This is a genomic window from Sphingobacterium sp. GVS05A, from assembly GCF_019969845.1.
Taxonomy (GTDB): Bacteria; Bacteroidota; Bacteroidia; order Sphingobacteriales; family Sphingobacteriaceae; genus Sphingobacterium.
In genome coordinates, this window is sequence record NZ_JAHXYR010000003.1 from 530,203 (window position 1) to 547,612 (window position 17,410).

At 39.5% G+C, this 17,410-nt stretch carries 14 protein-coding genes; 7 read left to right on the forward strand and 7 right to left on the reverse strand.

Features of this window, described 5'->3' with window-relative positions; translation table 11 throughout:
• Positions 1-4 precede the first annotated feature (4 nt).
• The 6 genes from LC454_RS09840 to LC454_RS09865 all read left to right on the forward strand — a co-directional run bounded on the left by LC454_RS09840 (position 5) and on the right by LC454_RS09865 (position 10,935).
• Positions 5-1,642, forward strand: a complete 1,638-nt coding sequence (locus tag LC454_RS09840) for a RagB/SusD family nutrient uptake outer membrane protein (protein ID WP_223581915.1) — start codon at positions 5-7, stop codon at positions 1,640-1,642.
• Positions 1,643-2,084: 442 nt separating this feature from the next.
• A complete protein-coding gene (locus LC454_RS09845) occupies positions 2,085-5,174 on the forward strand; it encodes a SusC/RagA family TonB-linked outer membrane protein (protein WP_223581917.1) in 3,090 nt (1,029 codons plus the stop codon).
• Between the two features lie 23 nt (positions 5,175-5,197).
• Entirely contained in the window at positions 5,198-6,919 is a 1,722-nt protein-coding gene (locus LC454_RS09850; RefSeq protein WP_223581919.1) for a RagB/SusD family nutrient uptake outer membrane protein, read from the forward strand.
• A gap of 169 nt (positions 6,920-7,088) precedes the next feature.
• Positions 7,089-8,390: a ribosome biogenesis GTPase Der gene (gene der, locus LC454_RS09855; protein WP_120260532.1), complete on the forward strand. Its 1,302-nt coding sequence runs from the start codon at positions 7,089-7,091 to the stop codon at positions 8,388-8,390.
• 21 nt (positions 8,391-8,411) lie between these two features.
• The gene (cysS, locus tag LC454_RS09860; RefSeq protein WP_223581921.1) at positions 8,412-9,878 is read left to right on the forward strand and encodes a cysteine--tRNA ligase; all 1,467 of its coding nucleotides are present in this window, start codon (positions 8,412-8,414) and stop codon (positions 9,876-9,878) included.
• Positions 9,879-10,050: 172 nt separating this feature from the next.
• Positions 10,051-10,935, forward strand: coding sequence for a DUF4440 domain-containing protein (locus LC454_RS09865; protein ID WP_120260166.1), 885 nt, complete (start codon positions 10,051-10,053; stop codon positions 10,933-10,935).
• Between the two features lie 82 nt (positions 10,936-11,017).
• Here LC454_RS09865 and LC454_RS09870 read toward each other — a convergent pair whose 3' ends face one another.
• Positions 11,018-12,367, reverse strand: a complete 1,350-nt coding sequence (locus tag LC454_RS09870; RefSeq protein ID WP_223581923.1) for a peptidylprolyl isomerase — start codon at positions 12,365-12,367, stop codon at positions 11,018-11,020.
• Positions 12,368-12,779: 412 nt separating this feature from the next.
• Here LC454_RS09870 and LC454_RS09875 point away from each other — a divergent pair, with 412 nt between their 5' ends.
• Entirely contained in the window at positions 12,780-13,871 is a 1,092-nt protein-coding gene (locus tag LC454_RS09875) for a lactonase family protein (RefSeq protein ID WP_223581925.1), read from the forward strand.
• 141 nt (positions 13,872-14,012) lie between these two features.
• Here LC454_RS09875 and mnhG read toward each other — a convergent pair whose 3' ends face one another.
• From mnhG to LC454_RS09905, 6 genes are read right to left on the reverse strand one after another with little or no spacing between them, the layout of a single operon-like run.
• Entirely contained in the window at positions 14,013-14,366 is a 354-nt protein-coding gene (mnhG, locus tag LC454_RS09880; protein ID WP_223581928.1) for a monovalent cation/H(+) antiporter subunit G, read from the reverse strand.
• Positions 14,356-14,631 (reverse strand): monovalent cation/H+ antiporter complex subunit F, encoded by a 276-nt coding sequence (locus LC454_RS09885; protein ID WP_120260163.1) that lies wholly within the window; start codon positions 14,629-14,631, stop codon positions 14,356-14,358. Before LC454_RS09885 ends, mnhG begins: the two co-directional genes overlap by 11 nt.
• A complete protein-coding gene (locus LC454_RS09890; protein WP_223581930.1) occupies positions 14,628-15,086 on the reverse strand; it encodes a Na+/H+ antiporter subunit E in 459 nt (152 codons plus the stop codon). The genes LC454_RS09885 and LC454_RS09890 overlap by 4 nt, the downstream gene beginning before the upstream one ends.
• A gap of 19 nt (positions 15,087-15,105) precedes the next feature.
• Positions 15,106-16,614 carry a proton-conducting transporter membrane subunit gene (locus LC454_RS09895; protein WP_120260161.1) on the reverse strand — a complete coding sequence of 503 codons (1,509 nt, stop codon included), beginning with the start codon at positions 16,612-16,614 and terminating at the stop codon, positions 15,106-15,108.
• The gene (locus LC454_RS09900; RefSeq protein WP_077438800.1) at positions 16,611-16,967 is read right to left on the reverse strand and encodes a Na+/H+ antiporter subunit C; all 357 of its coding nucleotides are present in this window, start codon (positions 16,965-16,967) and stop codon (positions 16,611-16,613) included. The genes LC454_RS09895 and LC454_RS09900 overlap by 4 nt, the downstream gene beginning before the upstream one ends.
• Positions 16,967-17,386 (reverse strand): Na+/H+ antiporter subunit B, encoded by a 420-nt coding sequence (locus tag LC454_RS09905; protein WP_223581932.1) that lies wholly within the window; start codon positions 17,384-17,386, stop codon positions 16,967-16,969. The genes LC454_RS09900 and LC454_RS09905 overlap by 1 nt, the downstream gene beginning before the upstream one ends.
• Positions 17,387-17,410 lie beyond the last annotated feature (24 nt).

Consider the following 17,410-nt stretch of genomic DNA (forward strand, 5'->3'; position numbering starts at 1 on the left):
AGAAATGAAAAGAAATTTAATATATCCACTAATGGCAGCGACGCTTTTATTTGGTGCGTGCTCGAAGGATTTTTTAGATCGTATTCCAGTAAATAAGACCGCTGAAGAGGAATTTTGGCGGACTGAAAATGATGTGAAATTGGCTGTCAATGCAGTGTATGGTAAGTTGTCGGATGGTATGTATAGCGATGGTGCTTCTGATCTGGTACACGCGCAATATCCTTGGGAGAGCCCTTCAACGGATATTTCATCCGGATCAGTTACAACAGCGCTAAATGCTGGATGGGATTATATTCCGATCCGTACCTGTAACTATTTTTTGGAAAATGTGGATAAGGCAACGATGGATGCCACATTGAAAGAACGTTATAAAGCGGAGGTGCGCTTTATCCGGGCTTATTTATATATCCCTATGGTGGAGAGATTTGGTGATATTCCTTTAGTAACAAAAGTTTTGACCAGAGAAGAGTCCAATGTGCCACGTAATGCAAAAAGTGAAGTACTGGAATTCTTATATAGCGAATTGCAGGATATCTCTACAAAATTACCTGTTTCGTACAGTTCTGATGATAAAGGACGGATAACAAAAGGGGCCGCTTTGGCGTTAAAAGCACGTCTTTATTTATATGAAAATAACTGGGAAAAAGCTGCCGCTACAGCAAAAGAAGTCATGGGATTAGGGTATTCCTTGTTCAAAGCGGGTGTGGAATCAGAACTAGATAAAAAAGATAACTATAGTGCATTTGTTGATTTTGATAATGTCGCGGATGAAAGTAAATTTAGGTCGGGTTTACGGAGTTATGAGGGTATATTTGAATCAGAGAATGAAGGAAATTCTGAAGTGATTCTGGATCGTCAATATATTGAGATCACACAAAGCCAGCTTAATAATACGTTTTTAATGGAAGGTTCGGTAGGAGGCTGGAGCTCCTTGACACCGACACAAAACCTGGTAAATTTATATTCGAGTTATAAGACGGGGCAACCTATAGAAACGATCACATCAGCAGCTCGAGCGGCAAATTATGCAAAAGCTGATAAAGCGGATTTCGTGAAGGAATTCAGAAATCGGGATCCACGTTTTTATGCCTCCATTTTGTTCGAAACAGCACCTTGGAACGCTTTGACACCGGAAGGTGGTTATAAATTTGCTTGGCAGAGCGGGAAATCGAATATGTCCCAGACTGGGTATAATTTCCGTAAATTGGTCGATCCTGCCTCAAATAGACGACAGCTGGATTCTTATGCCAATGTTATTTTACTGCGCTATGCAGAGATACTATTGACCTATGCCGAAGCACAGAATGAGGTATCTGGACCAGATGCGACTGTTTACGATGCCCTGGATCAAATCCGTGTCAGAGCAGGAATGGCTAAGGTGGATCGTACGATCTATGCCACAAAAGCTAAATTAAGAGAATTGATCCGCAATGAAAGAGCCATTGAACTGGTGCTTGAAGGGTCACGTTATTACGATATACGCCGTTGGAAGACAGCACCAGATGTGATGAAAAATATCTACAGTATCAGTAACGGACTAGCTCAGGAGCGTGCTTGGACAGAGCGATTGTATTTAATGCCAGTACCTCAAAGTGAGATGGATTTATCCTATGGTGTATTAACTCAAAATAAAGGTTATTAATCTCCGACAAATGATTTAATCGTAGGGCCCTTTCTTTACTGGAAGGGCCCTATTGTTTTTAATGTCCTGTTTTTTCGATTTTCCCATTCGTTGTTCATGGCTTTATGCGATAGAGTTTTCTGGATCACTCTTGACTTTTGTATATACGCTCAGGTATTAGGAGTTTTCTCGTTTGCGTTACATGCTAGTATTATTTATTGTATCTCATGATGTTAAATATGTCGTGAATTTACTGGTTCATAAACCCAGTTGTGGAGGTTAGGAATACCATAAAAAAATATCGCTACAATTGGATGATTATGCAATCGTTTGTTTGAAATAGCGCAATCGATTTCGTTGTTTTAGAATTTTGATATCCCCATATCTTATTCTAGTTTTAGCATTCATGTACCTAAATTTTGATTAGTACGCTAATCAATTTTTAAACTAACTATTAAATATTATGATTTCAAAGATTCTCGACAATCACAAGTTGAGTCTGTTATCATTAGCTTTACTCATAACAAGTACACATAACCCAGCTAATGCTAATGGTCTTAAATTTCCAGACCGTAATGTTCTGTTGAAAAATGCTGTTTTTCAGCAGAAAGTAAACGGAAAGGTACAGTCTACAGACGGTCCGCTGGCGGGCGCAACAATTCGTGTTAAAGGTACCTCACGTTCTACTTCGGCTGGAGCAGATGGTAGTTTCAATATCGAAGCTAAGAACGGGGATGTTTTAGTGATCAATAACATCGGTTACAAGACACAGGAAGTGACTGTAACAGGTGCGGTGGTCAATATCAACATGGAGTCCAATAGCGAGGCGCTTGAAGAGGTTGTTATTGTTGGTTATGGAACACAACAGAAAAAAGAAAGTTTGACCGGCGCTCTTCAGGCTGTTAAAGGAAATAAGTTGCGTGATGTAACGACACCTTCAGTGGAAAATATGTTGAATGGTAAAGCTGCGGGTGTATATGTTGCACCTGGGGCAGGTAAACCAGGGTCAAATGGTGGGGTTGTGATTCGTGGTCAGGCAACGTTAAGTGGTACGACGAGCCCATTGTGGGTAATTGACGGTGTTATAGTTGGTTCAAGCCCAGGTGATATCAATCCGGACGACATTGAGTCATTAACGATCCTAAAAGATGCCGCTTCGACATCCATTTATGGATCCCAAGGAGCAAATGGTGTTGTTGTTGTGACGACTAAGAATCCATCTGCATCCAAAACAAGCATTAGTTTTTCTACAAAAATGGGGATCAACCAACTTTCTAATGGAAACATGGAAATGATGGATGGTACTGAACTGTATGACTATTTTGCATCATTCTCCAATCAAGATAAAATTAAATTTCCACGCTGGAACTCTGAATTACGCAACAGTAATTTTGATTGGTGGAAGCTAGCTACTAAAACCGGATTTGTCCAAAACCACAATTTGTCTATTCAGGGGGGGAATGATAAATTACAGTCCTATTTATCTTTGGGTTATTACAACGAAGCCGGAGCTGTAAAGGGGTATGATTACGATCGTTATAACTTTAGATTCCGTACAAATTACAAGCCTTTCGACTGGTTGACCATTAAGCCTTCTATTGCCGGTTCAAGACGTGCGGTAGATGATAGACAATATGATGTCAATGCCATGTATGGAAACCTACCTTGGGATAGCCCTTACGATGCAAATGGCAAATTGGTGCCACATCGTTATAGCGGATGGGTCAATAATGCAAGTACGAATTACTTGTACGACCTGCAATGGAATCATAGTGCCAATACCAATTATGAATTTATGGGTAACTTAGATTTCGACATCAAATTAACAGATTGGTTGACTTTCTCTTCTGTCAACAATTATCGCTACAATAGTTATTCTGACAATGGATATCAAGATCCGCGATCAAACAGTGGTGAAAGTGTAATTGGTCGTGTTACAGATTATCGCATGGAGTTTGCACGTCGATATACCAACCAGATTTTACGTTTCAACAAGACTTGGGATAAACATAGCCTGAATGGATTAGCAGCATATGAATTTAACGACTACTGGACAAAAACGTTAGATGCCTATGGAACAGGTATTGTAAATGGTTTCGAAGTATTGGACGTTGTTGCAAAGCCAGAACGGACTAGAGGTGGAATTTCCGAATGGGCAGTGCAGTCATTTTTGTCTAATGCAAACTATGCATACGATAATAAATATTTGGCACAGGTGTCGTTCCGTCGTGATGGAGCGTCTAATTTTGGAACCAATGCTAAATATGGAAACTTCTTTTCAGTCAGTGGTGGTTGGAATATCAATAAGGAAGAGTGGTTCAAGGCTGATTGGGTAGATAATTTAAAACTGAGAGCGGCTTACGGATCGGTAGGTAATAGACCAAGTTCATTATATCCGCAATATAGTCTTTATTCTGTGTCTGCATCATCAAGTTATAATGGAATACCGGGCGCATTAATTAGCCAAATCGGTAATAAAGATCTGACCTGGGAAAAAACTTATACAACAGGTTTTGGTTTAGATGCGGCTTTATTCCAAAATAGATTACGATTTAATGTCGATTATTACGACAAGAAGACTGATAATGTACTTTATCAAGTGCCTATCAGTGGTCTGACAGGTGTCACTTCCATCTGGAAAAATATCGGTAAGATGCAAAACCGGGGGATTGAATTGACCATCGGTGGAGATATCGTTCGAAACGACAATGTACATTGGAGCTTGGATGTCAATTTAAGTCACAATGTGAATAAATTGACCGAGTTATTTGCAACCAAAGATGCCAATGGTAATCTTGTTTCAAAACCGATTATCGCAGGGGACGGATCAGGTATAGCAGGGTCGGCACAACGCTTGCTTCAGCCTGGTTATCCTGTAGATACCTATTACCTGAAAGAATGGGCTGGTGTTAATACGGAGAATGGTTTACCGATGTGGTATCGATACGAGACAGATGCAAATGGAAATGAAACAAGGACAACGACATCAAACTATTCCAATGCAACTTTCCGTAATGTCGGAAAAGGAAATCCGGATCTTTTTGGAGGTTTCAGTACGGCTTTAAGTTATAAGCAGTTTGACCTGAATGCAGTGTTCGGTTTCTCATTGGGAGGTAAATTATATAATTATTCCCGTCAAGAATTTGATTCTGATGGTACATATACAGACCGTAACCAAATGAAGCTCCAGGATGGATGGACACGCTGGGAAAAACCGGGTGATGTCGCTACTCATCCAATCGCTAGATATGACAATCAGGACAAAGGTAACTCACCTTCCACGCGTTATTTAGAGAGTAACAATTTCTTGAAAATGAGATCGCTGACTCTTGGGTATAATTTTGATCTGAAAAAATATAATATCAAAAATCTGCGTGTATTCTTAGCGGGCGAGAATTTGTTTACAATCACAAACTACTCGGGTGTTGACCCAGAGCTTCCATTGACTGAGCCGGATGGCAAAGGTGGAGGTGGTCAAATGATCAGATCTGCTGGAGTTTCCGTATATCCTATGGTTCGTAAATACATGTTTGGAGCAAGTGTGACATTTTAGTTTTAACGTTTAGAAAATCAATAATGAAAAAGATATTAATTGGACTTTTAATCGCAACGGCAGTGTCCTCCTGCGATATAGATCGTCTTCCTTATACTTCAATGGACGAAGAGAATATTGCAAATAATCCTGATGCGATGGTAACAGGTACTTATGCGCAGTTAAAAGCCTGGTCCGATCCAATGCATCGTCTTGGTGAATATGCCGGTGATAATATGATGATCCGCGGTTCGTCGACAGATGCCTTCTACGAATTTATCTCTTATGCGAGAACGCCGAATAACTACCGTCTGCAGAACTTTTGGGACAGCGGTTATAAAGCTATTGCTCAATCTTCGAACGTCATCAAAATGTTTGCTGAAGGGCAGAGTACAGAAATGGACAACAAATTAGGCGAATGTTATTACATTCGTGGGATGATGTACTTCTACCTATGTAGAGCTTTCGGAAAACCTTACTATCAAAGTCCTGAGACGAATCTAGGTGTTCCCATCGTCAATGGTACGCCTGATGATGTTTTCAATGATTTAAATTTACCGGACCGTTCTTCTGTCAAAGATACTTATGCGCAGGCAATCAGCGATCTGAAAAAGGCCGAAGCCTTAATGACGGTCAATAACGGCGCAGCATATGCCTCAAAGGAAGCTGCGCAAGCGATGCTTTCCCGTATCTATTTGTATATGAGTGGTACGTATAAAAATCCAAATTCGGAATATGCACGTCTTGCAGTAGAATATGCGGATAAAGTGATTAATTCAGGTAAATATGTGCTATTGGCCCGTGAGCAATTTATGAAATACAATACCTTTAGACCTGAAGATAACAAGGAGACCATCTTTGCGGTAAAACGTGTTGCTTCTGAATTTTCAGGCGATGATCATTATTATGGCATTGGTGGTATGTATTCCAATATTGGTGGTATGGGCTGGGGTGAGATGTATTCTAGTGCCAAATACATTGATTTATTAAATGAAACTGGACGAAATGACTGGAGACCTGATCATTATACGATTGTCGACGCACGCGCAGCATTTATTGAACCTACTTATTCAAAAGATGACGCAGGTAAGTATACAACTGTTTTTCGGTTTATTAAACAAGATGCACCCAAAAAAGCAGGCGATCCGCTGACATTGAGCTATGTTCAGGCACCTGCTACAATAAATGGCAATACCGTGACTTGCAAGGATGGAGATAAAGAATATACGTTGAAAGTGGTTAATGCAGCACAGCAGACATATTCAATTACCTATGCAGATGGAAAAACATACACTGGTATGATCGATTACTATATTTCCCTAAACCGTGCTTATCCACAATTTTATATTGTGAAATGTTCACGTGAGGGTGAAGAGTCTCAATTGCACTCACCTGTCATCAGTCGTTTAGGTGAGATTTATTTGAATCGTGCTGAGGCTTATGCAAAATTAGGTAACTATGGCGCTGCCCTAAATGATTTGAATACCATCAGAAATCGTTCTATTATAAATGGAGGCTATACAGCGCTTGATGCAAGTACTGCATTTAAGCTGATTGACAAAGAGCGTCAACTGGAATTGGCTTATCAGGCTGAGCGTAGCTATGATGTATTCCGTAATGGCGAACCTTTAAATCGAACATATCCAGGACCTCAAAAACAGTTTGAAGATATTGCACCGTCAGATTTTAGAGTAACTTACTTTATACCACAGGATGCGATCAATTCATATCCTGGTAAATTGACTCAGAATCCAACTTCTAACTAGACGAATATTCATAATTTAAACCTTATAAATGGCTTTACTTCACGGTAAAGCCATTTTTGTTTTTGTGTCTCCATAATCCCTTTTGAATCCGTATCTTTGTACCCTTAACGTGTAATTTAGCATAAAAGTGCCATCTGCTGTGATAGTGGATGGATCAAATAAAATAAATATGGCAAATATTGTTGCAATTGTTGGTCGTCCAAATGTTGGTAAATCTACCTTATTCAATCGTCTTACGGAAAGTAGAAAAGCGATTGTTGATGACTTTAGCGGAGTGACGCGCGACCGTCATTATGAGACGGCAGAGTGGATCGGAAAGAAATTTACAGTAATCGATACAGGTGGTTTTGTACATGGTTCGGATGATGTCTTTGAAGAAGCAATCCGTGATCAGGTTTATATCGCTATTGAAGAAGCGTCGGTCGTTATATTCATGGTAGATGTTACTACTGGTATTACTGACCTGGATGATGAAATAGCTGATATCCTCAGAAGAAGTTCTAAACCTGTATATGTGGTTGCCAACAAAGTTGACCATGCTAAATTGCATCATGAATCAGCCGAATTCTATGCTTTCGGTTTAGGTGAAGTATTTAATATTTCTTCTGCTACTGGTTCTGGTACCGGAGAATTACTGGATGCTGTTGTCTCTCACTTTGAAGAGGAACAAGAGGAAGATGAAGCTTTACCGAAATATACGATCGTCGGCCGCCCAAATGTGGGTAAATCTTCGCTTACAAATGCCTTGATCGGTAAAGACCGTAATATTGTAACGCCAATGGCGGGTACAACGCGTGATTCTATCCGTATTCACTATAATCAATATGGACATAATTTCCTTTTGATCGATACCGCTGGTCTTCGTCGTAAATCAAAAGTAAACGAAGATATCGAGTTCTATTCAGTCATGCGTACCATCAAAGCCCTAGAGGATTCTGATGTGACGATTTTGATGTTGGATGCGCAGGATGGCCTAGAAGCTCAAGATGTAAACATCTTCAATTTGGCAGAAAAGAACCGCAAAGGTATTGTGATTGTCGTCAATAAATGGGATTTGATCGAAAAAGACAACAAGACCATGAAAGCTTTTGAAGACCGTATCCGGGAGAAAATTGCGCCATTTACTGATGTGCCTATTGTCTTTACTTCCGTAACTGAAAAACAACGTGTTCTAAAAGTATTGGAAGTAGCTGATAAGGTCTATGCCAACAAAACAAAAAAGATCCCAACATCGAAGTTGAATGAAGTGATGTTGGATATTATCGAGAATTATCCTCCACCATCCCTAAAAGGAAAATATATCAAAATTAAATATGTGACACAATTGCCGGGAAGAACGCCAATGTTTGCCTTCTTCTGTAATTTGCCACAATACATCAAAGATCCATATAAACGCTTTGTTGAAAACAAATTGCGTGAGCACTTTGATTTTACAGGCGTGCCTATTCAAATATATTTCAGACAAAAATAGATTTCCAAGCAGATAACAAACATGGACCATAATCTCTTTTTATACAATACGCTTTCGCGAACAAAAGAAAAATTCGAACCAATTCACCCCAACCTCGTTGGAATGTATGTCTGTGGACCTACCGTCTACAGCGATGTACACTTAGGTAACTGCCGTACTTTTGTTTCTTTTGATTTGATTTTTAGATATCTACGTCATTTGGGGTATAAAGTACGTTATGTACGGAATATTACAGATGCAGGGCATTTAGAGGGCGATCGTGATGAAGGAGATGACAAGTTTGCGAAAAAGGCTAAATTGGAACAGCTGGAACCAATGGAAATCGTACAGAAATATACCATTGGTTTTCATGATGTTTTGCGTCTGTTTAATACATTGCCTCCTAGCATTGAACCCACTGCGACAGGACATATTTCGGAGCAGATCGAAATGATTGAACAGATCATCAATAACGGCTATGCTTACGAGACAAATGGTACTGTCTATTTCGATGTGGAGAAATATGTACAACAGTATGATTATACCGTATTGACCAATCGTAAATTGGAAGATATGTTGAACAATACACGTGAGCTGAGTGGTCAGGATGAGAAAAAAGGGCGTTTGGATTTTGCGCTTTGGATCAAGGCTAAGCCGGAAACGATTATGCGCTGGCCAGCTCCTTGGAGTGTTGGATTTCCAGGATGGCACATCGAATGTTCGGCGATGAGCAGGAAGTATTTAGGAGATCAGTTTGATATCCACGGTGGTGGTATGGATCTGGCTGCTACACACCATACCAACGAAATCGCGCAGTCCGAAGCCTGTAATCATACTGCACCTGCCAAATATTGGATGCATACCAATATGTTGACAGTCAATGGTGCACGGATGTCCAAATCTGCAGGCAATGGATTCTTACCAGGTGAATTGTTTACGGGTAACCACCCTTTGTTAAATAGAGGATATTCGCCGATGGCCGTTCGCTTCTTTATGTTGCAGGCTCACTATAGAAGTACATTGGATTTTTCCAATGAAGCACTTGATGCAGCAGATAAGGGTTATAAGCGCTTGATGAGTGCTATTGGACTATTGGATAAACTAAAAGTTTCAAAGGGAGCTGATTCATTCAATCTGGCTGAGATCCGGAATAAATGTTATGCGGCAATGGATGATGATTTCAATAGTCCGGTTTTGATTGCCGAACTGTTTGAGCTTGTGCGGATCATCAATTCCATCTATGATGGCAAAGCAAAGGTATCTGAAGAGGGATTGGAAAAACTAAAAGTTTTCTTGAAAGAGTTTGTGGAGGATATCCTTGGGCTGAGAAATGATCAAGCATCTGGAACAGATGATATTGATGATGTGATGAATCTGGTGATCAGATTACGCAACGAAGCGAAGGCAAATAAAGATTTTGTCACTTCGGATCGTATCCGTGATGAACTTAATGCAATTGGTATCCAACTGAAAGATAGTAAAGAAGGAACACTTTGGAATAAGATTTGATAGATAAAAGATCGAATTAAAAAAAGAGGGGATTGAAGGGAATATTTATCGTTGGAAAGTCTAGATACTTTTGAAACCAAAAAATATTTCCTGTTGCCTTTAAAATAAAACCCGAGTGTAATGAGTTCATTTAAAATAATTAGGATGAACCCTGATAAATAATCATTTGCATATGAATTTTTGGAATAGGTTATCCATTGTTGCGTTAATGAGTACAGTGGGGACAACATTGTACGCACAGATACCCGAAAAAGTAGGAAGCTTACTGCAGGCAGATAAAGATGCTGCCGCATTAGCGAAAGCTTCTACACCGCATCAAGCGTTTTTATCTATTATCGACAAGGAGTCCACATTTTATGTTCCTTCAGCGGTAAATGCATACAATTATCTTAATAATAGACCGAATATTCCAGATGTATTAAATTGGCAGCCTACTTTTGCGCTTGTCGCGAAGAGCTTGGAGTTTGGCGTGACATCTGGTTCTCTGGACTTTCAGAAAGTGGGAGCGAGGCTGCGTCACGGTGAGTACTTGACAGTTTGGAAACGTAACAAAAAAGGCAAATGGTTAGTCGATATTCGTGCCGAAGTAGAAAATAACGGTAAGGATGGTGAATTTGACCTGGAATATATTGAACCAACTGATTCTTGGTACCTAAAGCATCGCTCTAAAGTACGTCTGAACCAACGGGAGGATATTGTACTGGAAACAGATAAGTTGATGTCTACTGTCCTTAAGGCAGACAATCCTACTGCATATAAAGAGTTTTTGAGTGAGGATGTCCGCTTTTTGTTTCCTTGGACCAGTCCAATGGAAGGAAAGGACAAAATGATGGCTTATCTGAAGAAACAACGTATGACGATAGAAACAGTACCGGAGGAGGTCAAACGTTCTTATAGCGGAGATTTTGCCTATACAAAGGGAACTGCAACAGTACGACAAAAAGATAAAGTTGTCAAGTATAATTATATTCGGGTATGGCAGTTAAGCGAATTAGCGAAGGATGATGTGAAGAAAGCGAACTGGAATATTCTGATAGAAATGATGTTTGAGAAATAAATCATGCGCGCGTGATTACCAAATAAATAAGGCCTGAATATTTATATTCAGGCCTTATTTATTTATGATAGAAAAAAGTCTTTTATTTCTTTCTCCATTTTGCGAGTTCATCACAGGTGTCAAAGTCATTACTGATATCAATGAATGTGTTCTTCGCCTTGTCGTCAAACCATTTGCTCAGGTTACGACGTACTTTATCTTCTTTCGCGGCATCTTTGATCTTTGTGAAGTCCTGATCCAAATTTGCTTTATGTGGTGCGATACGGGTTTTTAAATAGTTGAAACGGTAACCCACATCTCCAGTTTTGTCTGTGAATTGCTCCGGTTTAGAATATTCCCCTGGTTTTAATGGGTCAATGGTTGTAAATACGGCTTTTTCCAATCCATCCATAGGAATTAAAGTTGTACGGCTAGATCCTTGTGGATTTAAGACCATACCACCATTAAATTTGCTTTCTTCAGCATCAGAATTGTTGGTCGCAGCATGGTAAAAATCTAATTTCTTATCCACCACCAATTTGTAGATACTGTCCAGTTTATTTTTGGTTCGCTCCAGTGCATCAGCACCCGGATTCATTTTCATCAAGATATGACGGGTATGCACCTCTTCTCCACGTCTTTCCAATACCTGGATGATGTGAAATCCGTATTTTGACTCTACAATAGGTGATAGTTCTCCTGGTTTTAATTTAAATGCCATTGCGGAGAACTCTTTTACATAGTTATCACGTGTACCGAAGCCTAGGTCACCACCATAAGGCGCAGAACCTGGATCTTGCGAGTACAGACGCGCCATTGTTCCGAAATCCGAACCATCGACAATCTGTTTGCGAATACCTTCGATTTTCTCCCGTTGTTCCTTTTTCTCTTCGTCGGTCAATTTCGGCATCATAACAATTTCACCAATTTCAACTTCTGTATTGAAATAGGGAAGACTATCTTTATTCAATCCCTCAAAATAACGTTTTACTTCCAATGGTGTTACATCCACTTTCTGCACGATATTTTGTTGCATTTTATTTGCCTTCAGCTGTTCAAAAACACTTGCGCGCATTTCTTCCTTATATTGTAACAAAGAACGGTTCAAGAATTTCTCTAAGCGTTCTTGGCCACCAGCTTGCTGGGACATATGGCGCAAACGGGAATTTAAGTTGTCATCCACCTCTGTTTCCGTGACGTCAATCGAGTCAATTACCGCCTGTTGGGAAAGTAATTTCTGAATGATCAATTGCTCAAGAACACCACATTTAAACTTCTCATCGGGTTTATTCCCTTGGGCAAGCCATTGTGAGTATTGCATGTCCAGATCGGACTGCAGAATAATTCCTGAACCAACTGTTGCCACTACACGGTCAACAATCTGACGTTGTGCAAGGCTGGCCTGAATTGATACAAACAGCAACAAAAACAATATATATATGTTTTTTTTCATCTAAATAATATGTTTCTAAACGTTGATGAAGCAACTATGAACCGTTTTAAATCACGTACCAATTGTACAGATTGATGTCACAGCGGATTCATCTAAATCACTAATAATCTCTCAATTCTATCGTTCAATATAGACTATTTTGAACAACAGCACAAAATTATCAGATTATATGAATTATTCGTATTTTTATTTAACAATATTTTTATAATCCCAATATTTCAAAAGGAGATTTTAGACTTGTTAAAATTGATTCGCTAAAAATACGGATTTGCCTATTAGAAAGGGCGGTTTTAACCTAATTTAACAAGTTTATCTACCATAGTAATGACTTAGGAAGGTATCTTTATTTTTTGTGCTACATAGCGAGCAACGAGGGAAATTCGAACAATTATTCTTAATAAATTGTATACACATGAAAAAAGCTTTTATTTATCTGATGACATTCCTGCCTTTGGCGAGTTTTGCGCAACAGATCCCAATGTTTGTTGGGACCTATACAAACAAAACAGAAAGCAAAGGTATCTATATCTATAATTTCGATACAAAAACAGGTGAAACCACCTTGGTCAGCACCCAAGAAAGTAAGGACCCTTCTTTTCTGGCTCGAAATAATAATTTTATCTATGCTGTCAATGAACTTCCAAATCAGGAGGGTACAGTGTCTGCCTTTTCTTTTAAGGAAGGACAGCTGACTTTTCTGAACTCACTTCCTACGGGCGGGGAATCACCCTGTTTTGTTGAAGTGCATCCTAAAGGTAATCTATTGGCAGTAGCAAATTACACCGGCGGATCGGCGGCACTATTTGATCTCGAAACAAATGGTGTTTTGAGTAAAAGAAATCGACTGATTCAACATGAAGGTAAAGGGGTCGATCCAGTCCGTCAGGAGAAACCACATGTGCATTCAACTTTTTTTTCCAGTAAGGGCGATCGTTTATATGTACAGGATCTAGGGTTAGATCAAATTTCTGTATTTCCTGTTAATAAATCAGGAACTGCATATAGTCTCGCTGAAGAATCTGAAGATTTCTTTACACCCGCAGGTGGAGGACCTCGTCATATAGCTTTTGATAAAAAGGAAAAATTTCTTTACGTCGTATTGGAAATGACAGGACAGGTTGCTAGTTATAAAAAGGAGGGTAATGACTGGATGTATCAGAGTACTTACGAAATCAACCCTGAGGGCTTCAAGGGACAAAATGGTGGGGCAGACATAAAAATTTCTGATGACGGCAAATTTTTATATGCGACTAACCGCGGTGACGCAAATACAATAGCAACTTTCTCGGTGGAAAAAGACGGCGGGTTAAATAAATTATCCAATACATCCGTAAAGGGTAAAGGGCCACGGAATTTTAATCTTTCTCCCGATGGAAAATACTTGCTTGTGGCCAATCAGTATACCAATAATATCGTACTGTTTAGTCGAGATACAAAGACAGGGTTGTTGACAGATGCGGGTAAAGAAATCAAAGTTCCTGCTCCAGTCTGTATCATATTTTAATTTTTCGATTCAAGGGTGCGAGGACTCACCCAAAGAAAAGGTCTTATACAATTAAGGCATCAAAACCCGGTTTTGATGCCTTAATTGTTTGTGAAGAACTCTTGCTGATGGTAATATTTTTACGAATATCTGCGGAAGAGTCTAAAAATCTTCTTTCCGACAATCCAGTTGGCCTTCTTTTTCCAAATCGTTTAAGGTTGTCCCTTTCCAGGTCTTTACACGCTGTATGTAAGCGGCTCGTCCAATCATGTGGGCGGCAACAGGTGCAGTCAAGATTAAAAAGAAACCAATCGCTATTGCTTTGGTCGTCACGGAGACATCCGGAAATGTCATTGCGGCGCAGATCAATAAGAGACCGACGCCTAAGGTTGCTGCTTTTACAGTCACTGAAAGCCGCAAATAGAAATCAGGCATCCGTAATATGCCAATTGAAGCAAACAATATGGCCAGTGCGCCGATGGTGCTTAAAATTGCTAATGTAATATCAGTCATCATTGCTTTGTTTTTCTAAATAAAATGAAAAGGCTATAGTTCCTAGGAATGCGATCAGTGCCAAAATCATGGCAATATCTAAAAATACTTCTTGTGAAGTACGTATACTATAGACTGTAATAATTCCAATTCCAATTGTGATAATGAGATCCAGGGCAATGACGCGATCAAAGATCTGCGGACCTTTGTATAAGCGGATAAAAGCCAGAATAACCGATAAGGTTAATATCGGTAGGATAACATAATCGAAGTAAGTAGTTAAAGTCATCGTAAGAGTTCTAAAAGTCTTCGTTCAACATTGTTTTTTAGGGTCGAGACAAATTGTTCTTTGCTCTTCATGTACATAACATGGATAAAAAGAGTTTTCTTATCCTCACTCACATCCAAAATAAGCGTACCGGGTGTTAGTGATATAAAAGTTGAAAGCAAATTGATCTCCAGATCTGTCTTGGCATCCATCGGATACTTGACGATCGCTGGTTTAATAAAAAACTTAGGGGTGATCACATCATAAGCAACTTGCACATTAGCGACAATCATTTCCCATAAGAAAAATAGAATAAAACTCACTGTTTTGGGAACACGATAGAAATAACGTTGATCGGCTTCGTTTTTGTTCATGATCCAAAGAATCGCGAAACCAAGTAAAAAACCGAACATGAAATTCGTATAATACATTGATCCTGTCAGTGCTACCCAAATAAAAGATAGCATGAGGTTCATTAGAAACTGTTTTATCATATCAATTCTGCCCTCCTAATACAGCATTTATATAAGGTGAAGTATCCAGTAATTGTGTGGCTATCTTATCTGCGACATGTATAATTGCTTCTGCATTAAATCCGATATAAAGGGATGCTGATGCCAATATTATGACGGGTAAGAGTAGCATTGTTCTTTTATAGCCTATCATTCCAGCAAATTTATCTTCGATGATCTCAGGCTCAGGAGCATCCTTCCAAAATACCTGGGCCCACATTTTGGCAATAACATAGAGTGTAATAAAACTACCGATAATCAATGCTCCTGCGAAAGCATATTTTTCCAATTGAAAGGCATCTCTAAAAAGATAGACCTTGGGCCAGAAACCTGATAAGGGCGGGATACCGACCAAGGAGAAAAGTACGATTGCAAAAAGTAATGAAATCTTGGGGTATTGTGCATATAGTCCCCCCAGCTTATTCATATCCATGGTCCCCCGAAGCTGTCGAATAACACCTGCCATTAAGAATAAGTTGGTTTTTACCATGATATCGTGAATAAGATAAAAAATAGCACCCAACAGCGCCCATTTGCTGTATAAACCTAAACCGCCAATCATAAAACCGATATGGCAAACAATCAAATAGGAAAACAACCGGCGGATATTGGTTTTAATCAATGCACCAAAGGCGCCTGTCAAAATAGTGAGTATTGCCAATATGACCAACAGTTCTTTGGTGAATTGGTTTGGAATAAACAATAGTGAAAATACCCTGAATAAGGCATAAATCCCAACTTTGGTCAATAGACCTCCGAAAGTTGCGGCAACAGCCGAAGGCGGTGTGTGATAGGAGGAGGGAAGCCAAAAATACAGCGGAAATACAGCCGATTTGATTCCAAAGCCGATAAGGAAAAAAGTAGCTGTAATTTCTACGAGTGCCTGATTTTGTATCTTGGGGATACGCAGCGCTAGGTCAGCCATATTGAGGGAACCCGAGATGCCATAAAGAATACCAATTCCTGTCAAGAAAAAAGTGGAGGCCAATATATTCATGGCCATATATTTTACGGCACCTTCCAATTGCGATTTACGACCGCCGAGCGTCATCAGCACAAAGGAAGAAATAATGATCACCTCAAACCAGACATAAAGATTAAAAATATCTCCGGTCAAAAATGCCCCATTTAATCCCATCATCAAGAAATGAAAAATAGGGAAATAGCCATATAAAATACGTTGTCTTCCAACGCCGACACAAGAAAAAATCGAAACTGCAAGTCCAGCAATTGAAGTGAGGACGACCAGGGTACTACTAAAAAGATCAGCGACAAAGACGATTCCAAATGGAGCTTTCCAATTGGCGGCATTCATGGTCAGGATTTCACCATCATAAACTTTGAAAAATAGCTTAAATGCGAGAATAAGTGCTAAGAGGCTTCCACCAACGCTCAGAAAACGTTGCGCAGTAGATTTTCGCCAGAGTATCAGCTGGACAATAGCAATAAAAAGGTGCACGATAACCGTGGCAATAATCTGGTTGTCTATCATATATCTTCTTCCTCAGGCGTGTTCAAATTATCCAAATCATCTGTGCCCAGTAAAGCGTAAACGCGTTTAAGTAATACAATAGCAAACGACGTTAGTCCAAAACTGATTACGATTGCGGTTAAAATAAGGGCTTGTGGTATGGGGTCCGCATATATATCCGTAAATACTTTTAAGTCGGGGCCGATTATTGGGGGCTTGCCTTTGACAATATTACCCAGCAAAAAAATCAATATATTGGTTCCATTTCCCAATAACATGATTCCTAATAACAGTTTCACCATGCTGCGACGCAAGATGAGGTATATCCCAGCGGCATATAGAATACCGATCAATAAAACGAGAATAAGCTCCATTATTCCTCCTCTGTATTTAAAGCAATAGTGAATAAAATAGTCAATACAACCCCAATGACCACAAAGTATACACCGAGATCGAAAAATAAAGCTGTGCCAATCATGCCGATGACTGGAATCTTTTCCTCCAACCAAAGTCCAGTCATGACTGGATAGCCAAAAAAGGTAGGTAGAAACATGTTCACAGCAGCAATTCCCAACCCGATGGGAATAAGGGATAAGGGTTTGTATTGAATGAGCTTCATGGTGTTTTGAGGACCAAAAGCAAAACTATGCAGCACAAAGGCAATAGATGCAACCAAACCACCTACAAATCCTCCTCCGGGGTAATAATGCCCCCGAAGCAAGAGAAATACCGAAAACAATAAAAGTATCGGTAGGAGATACCGCGTTGCGGTTTGTAATATGGTACTATTCATTTATTTTAGTATTTAGATATTAGT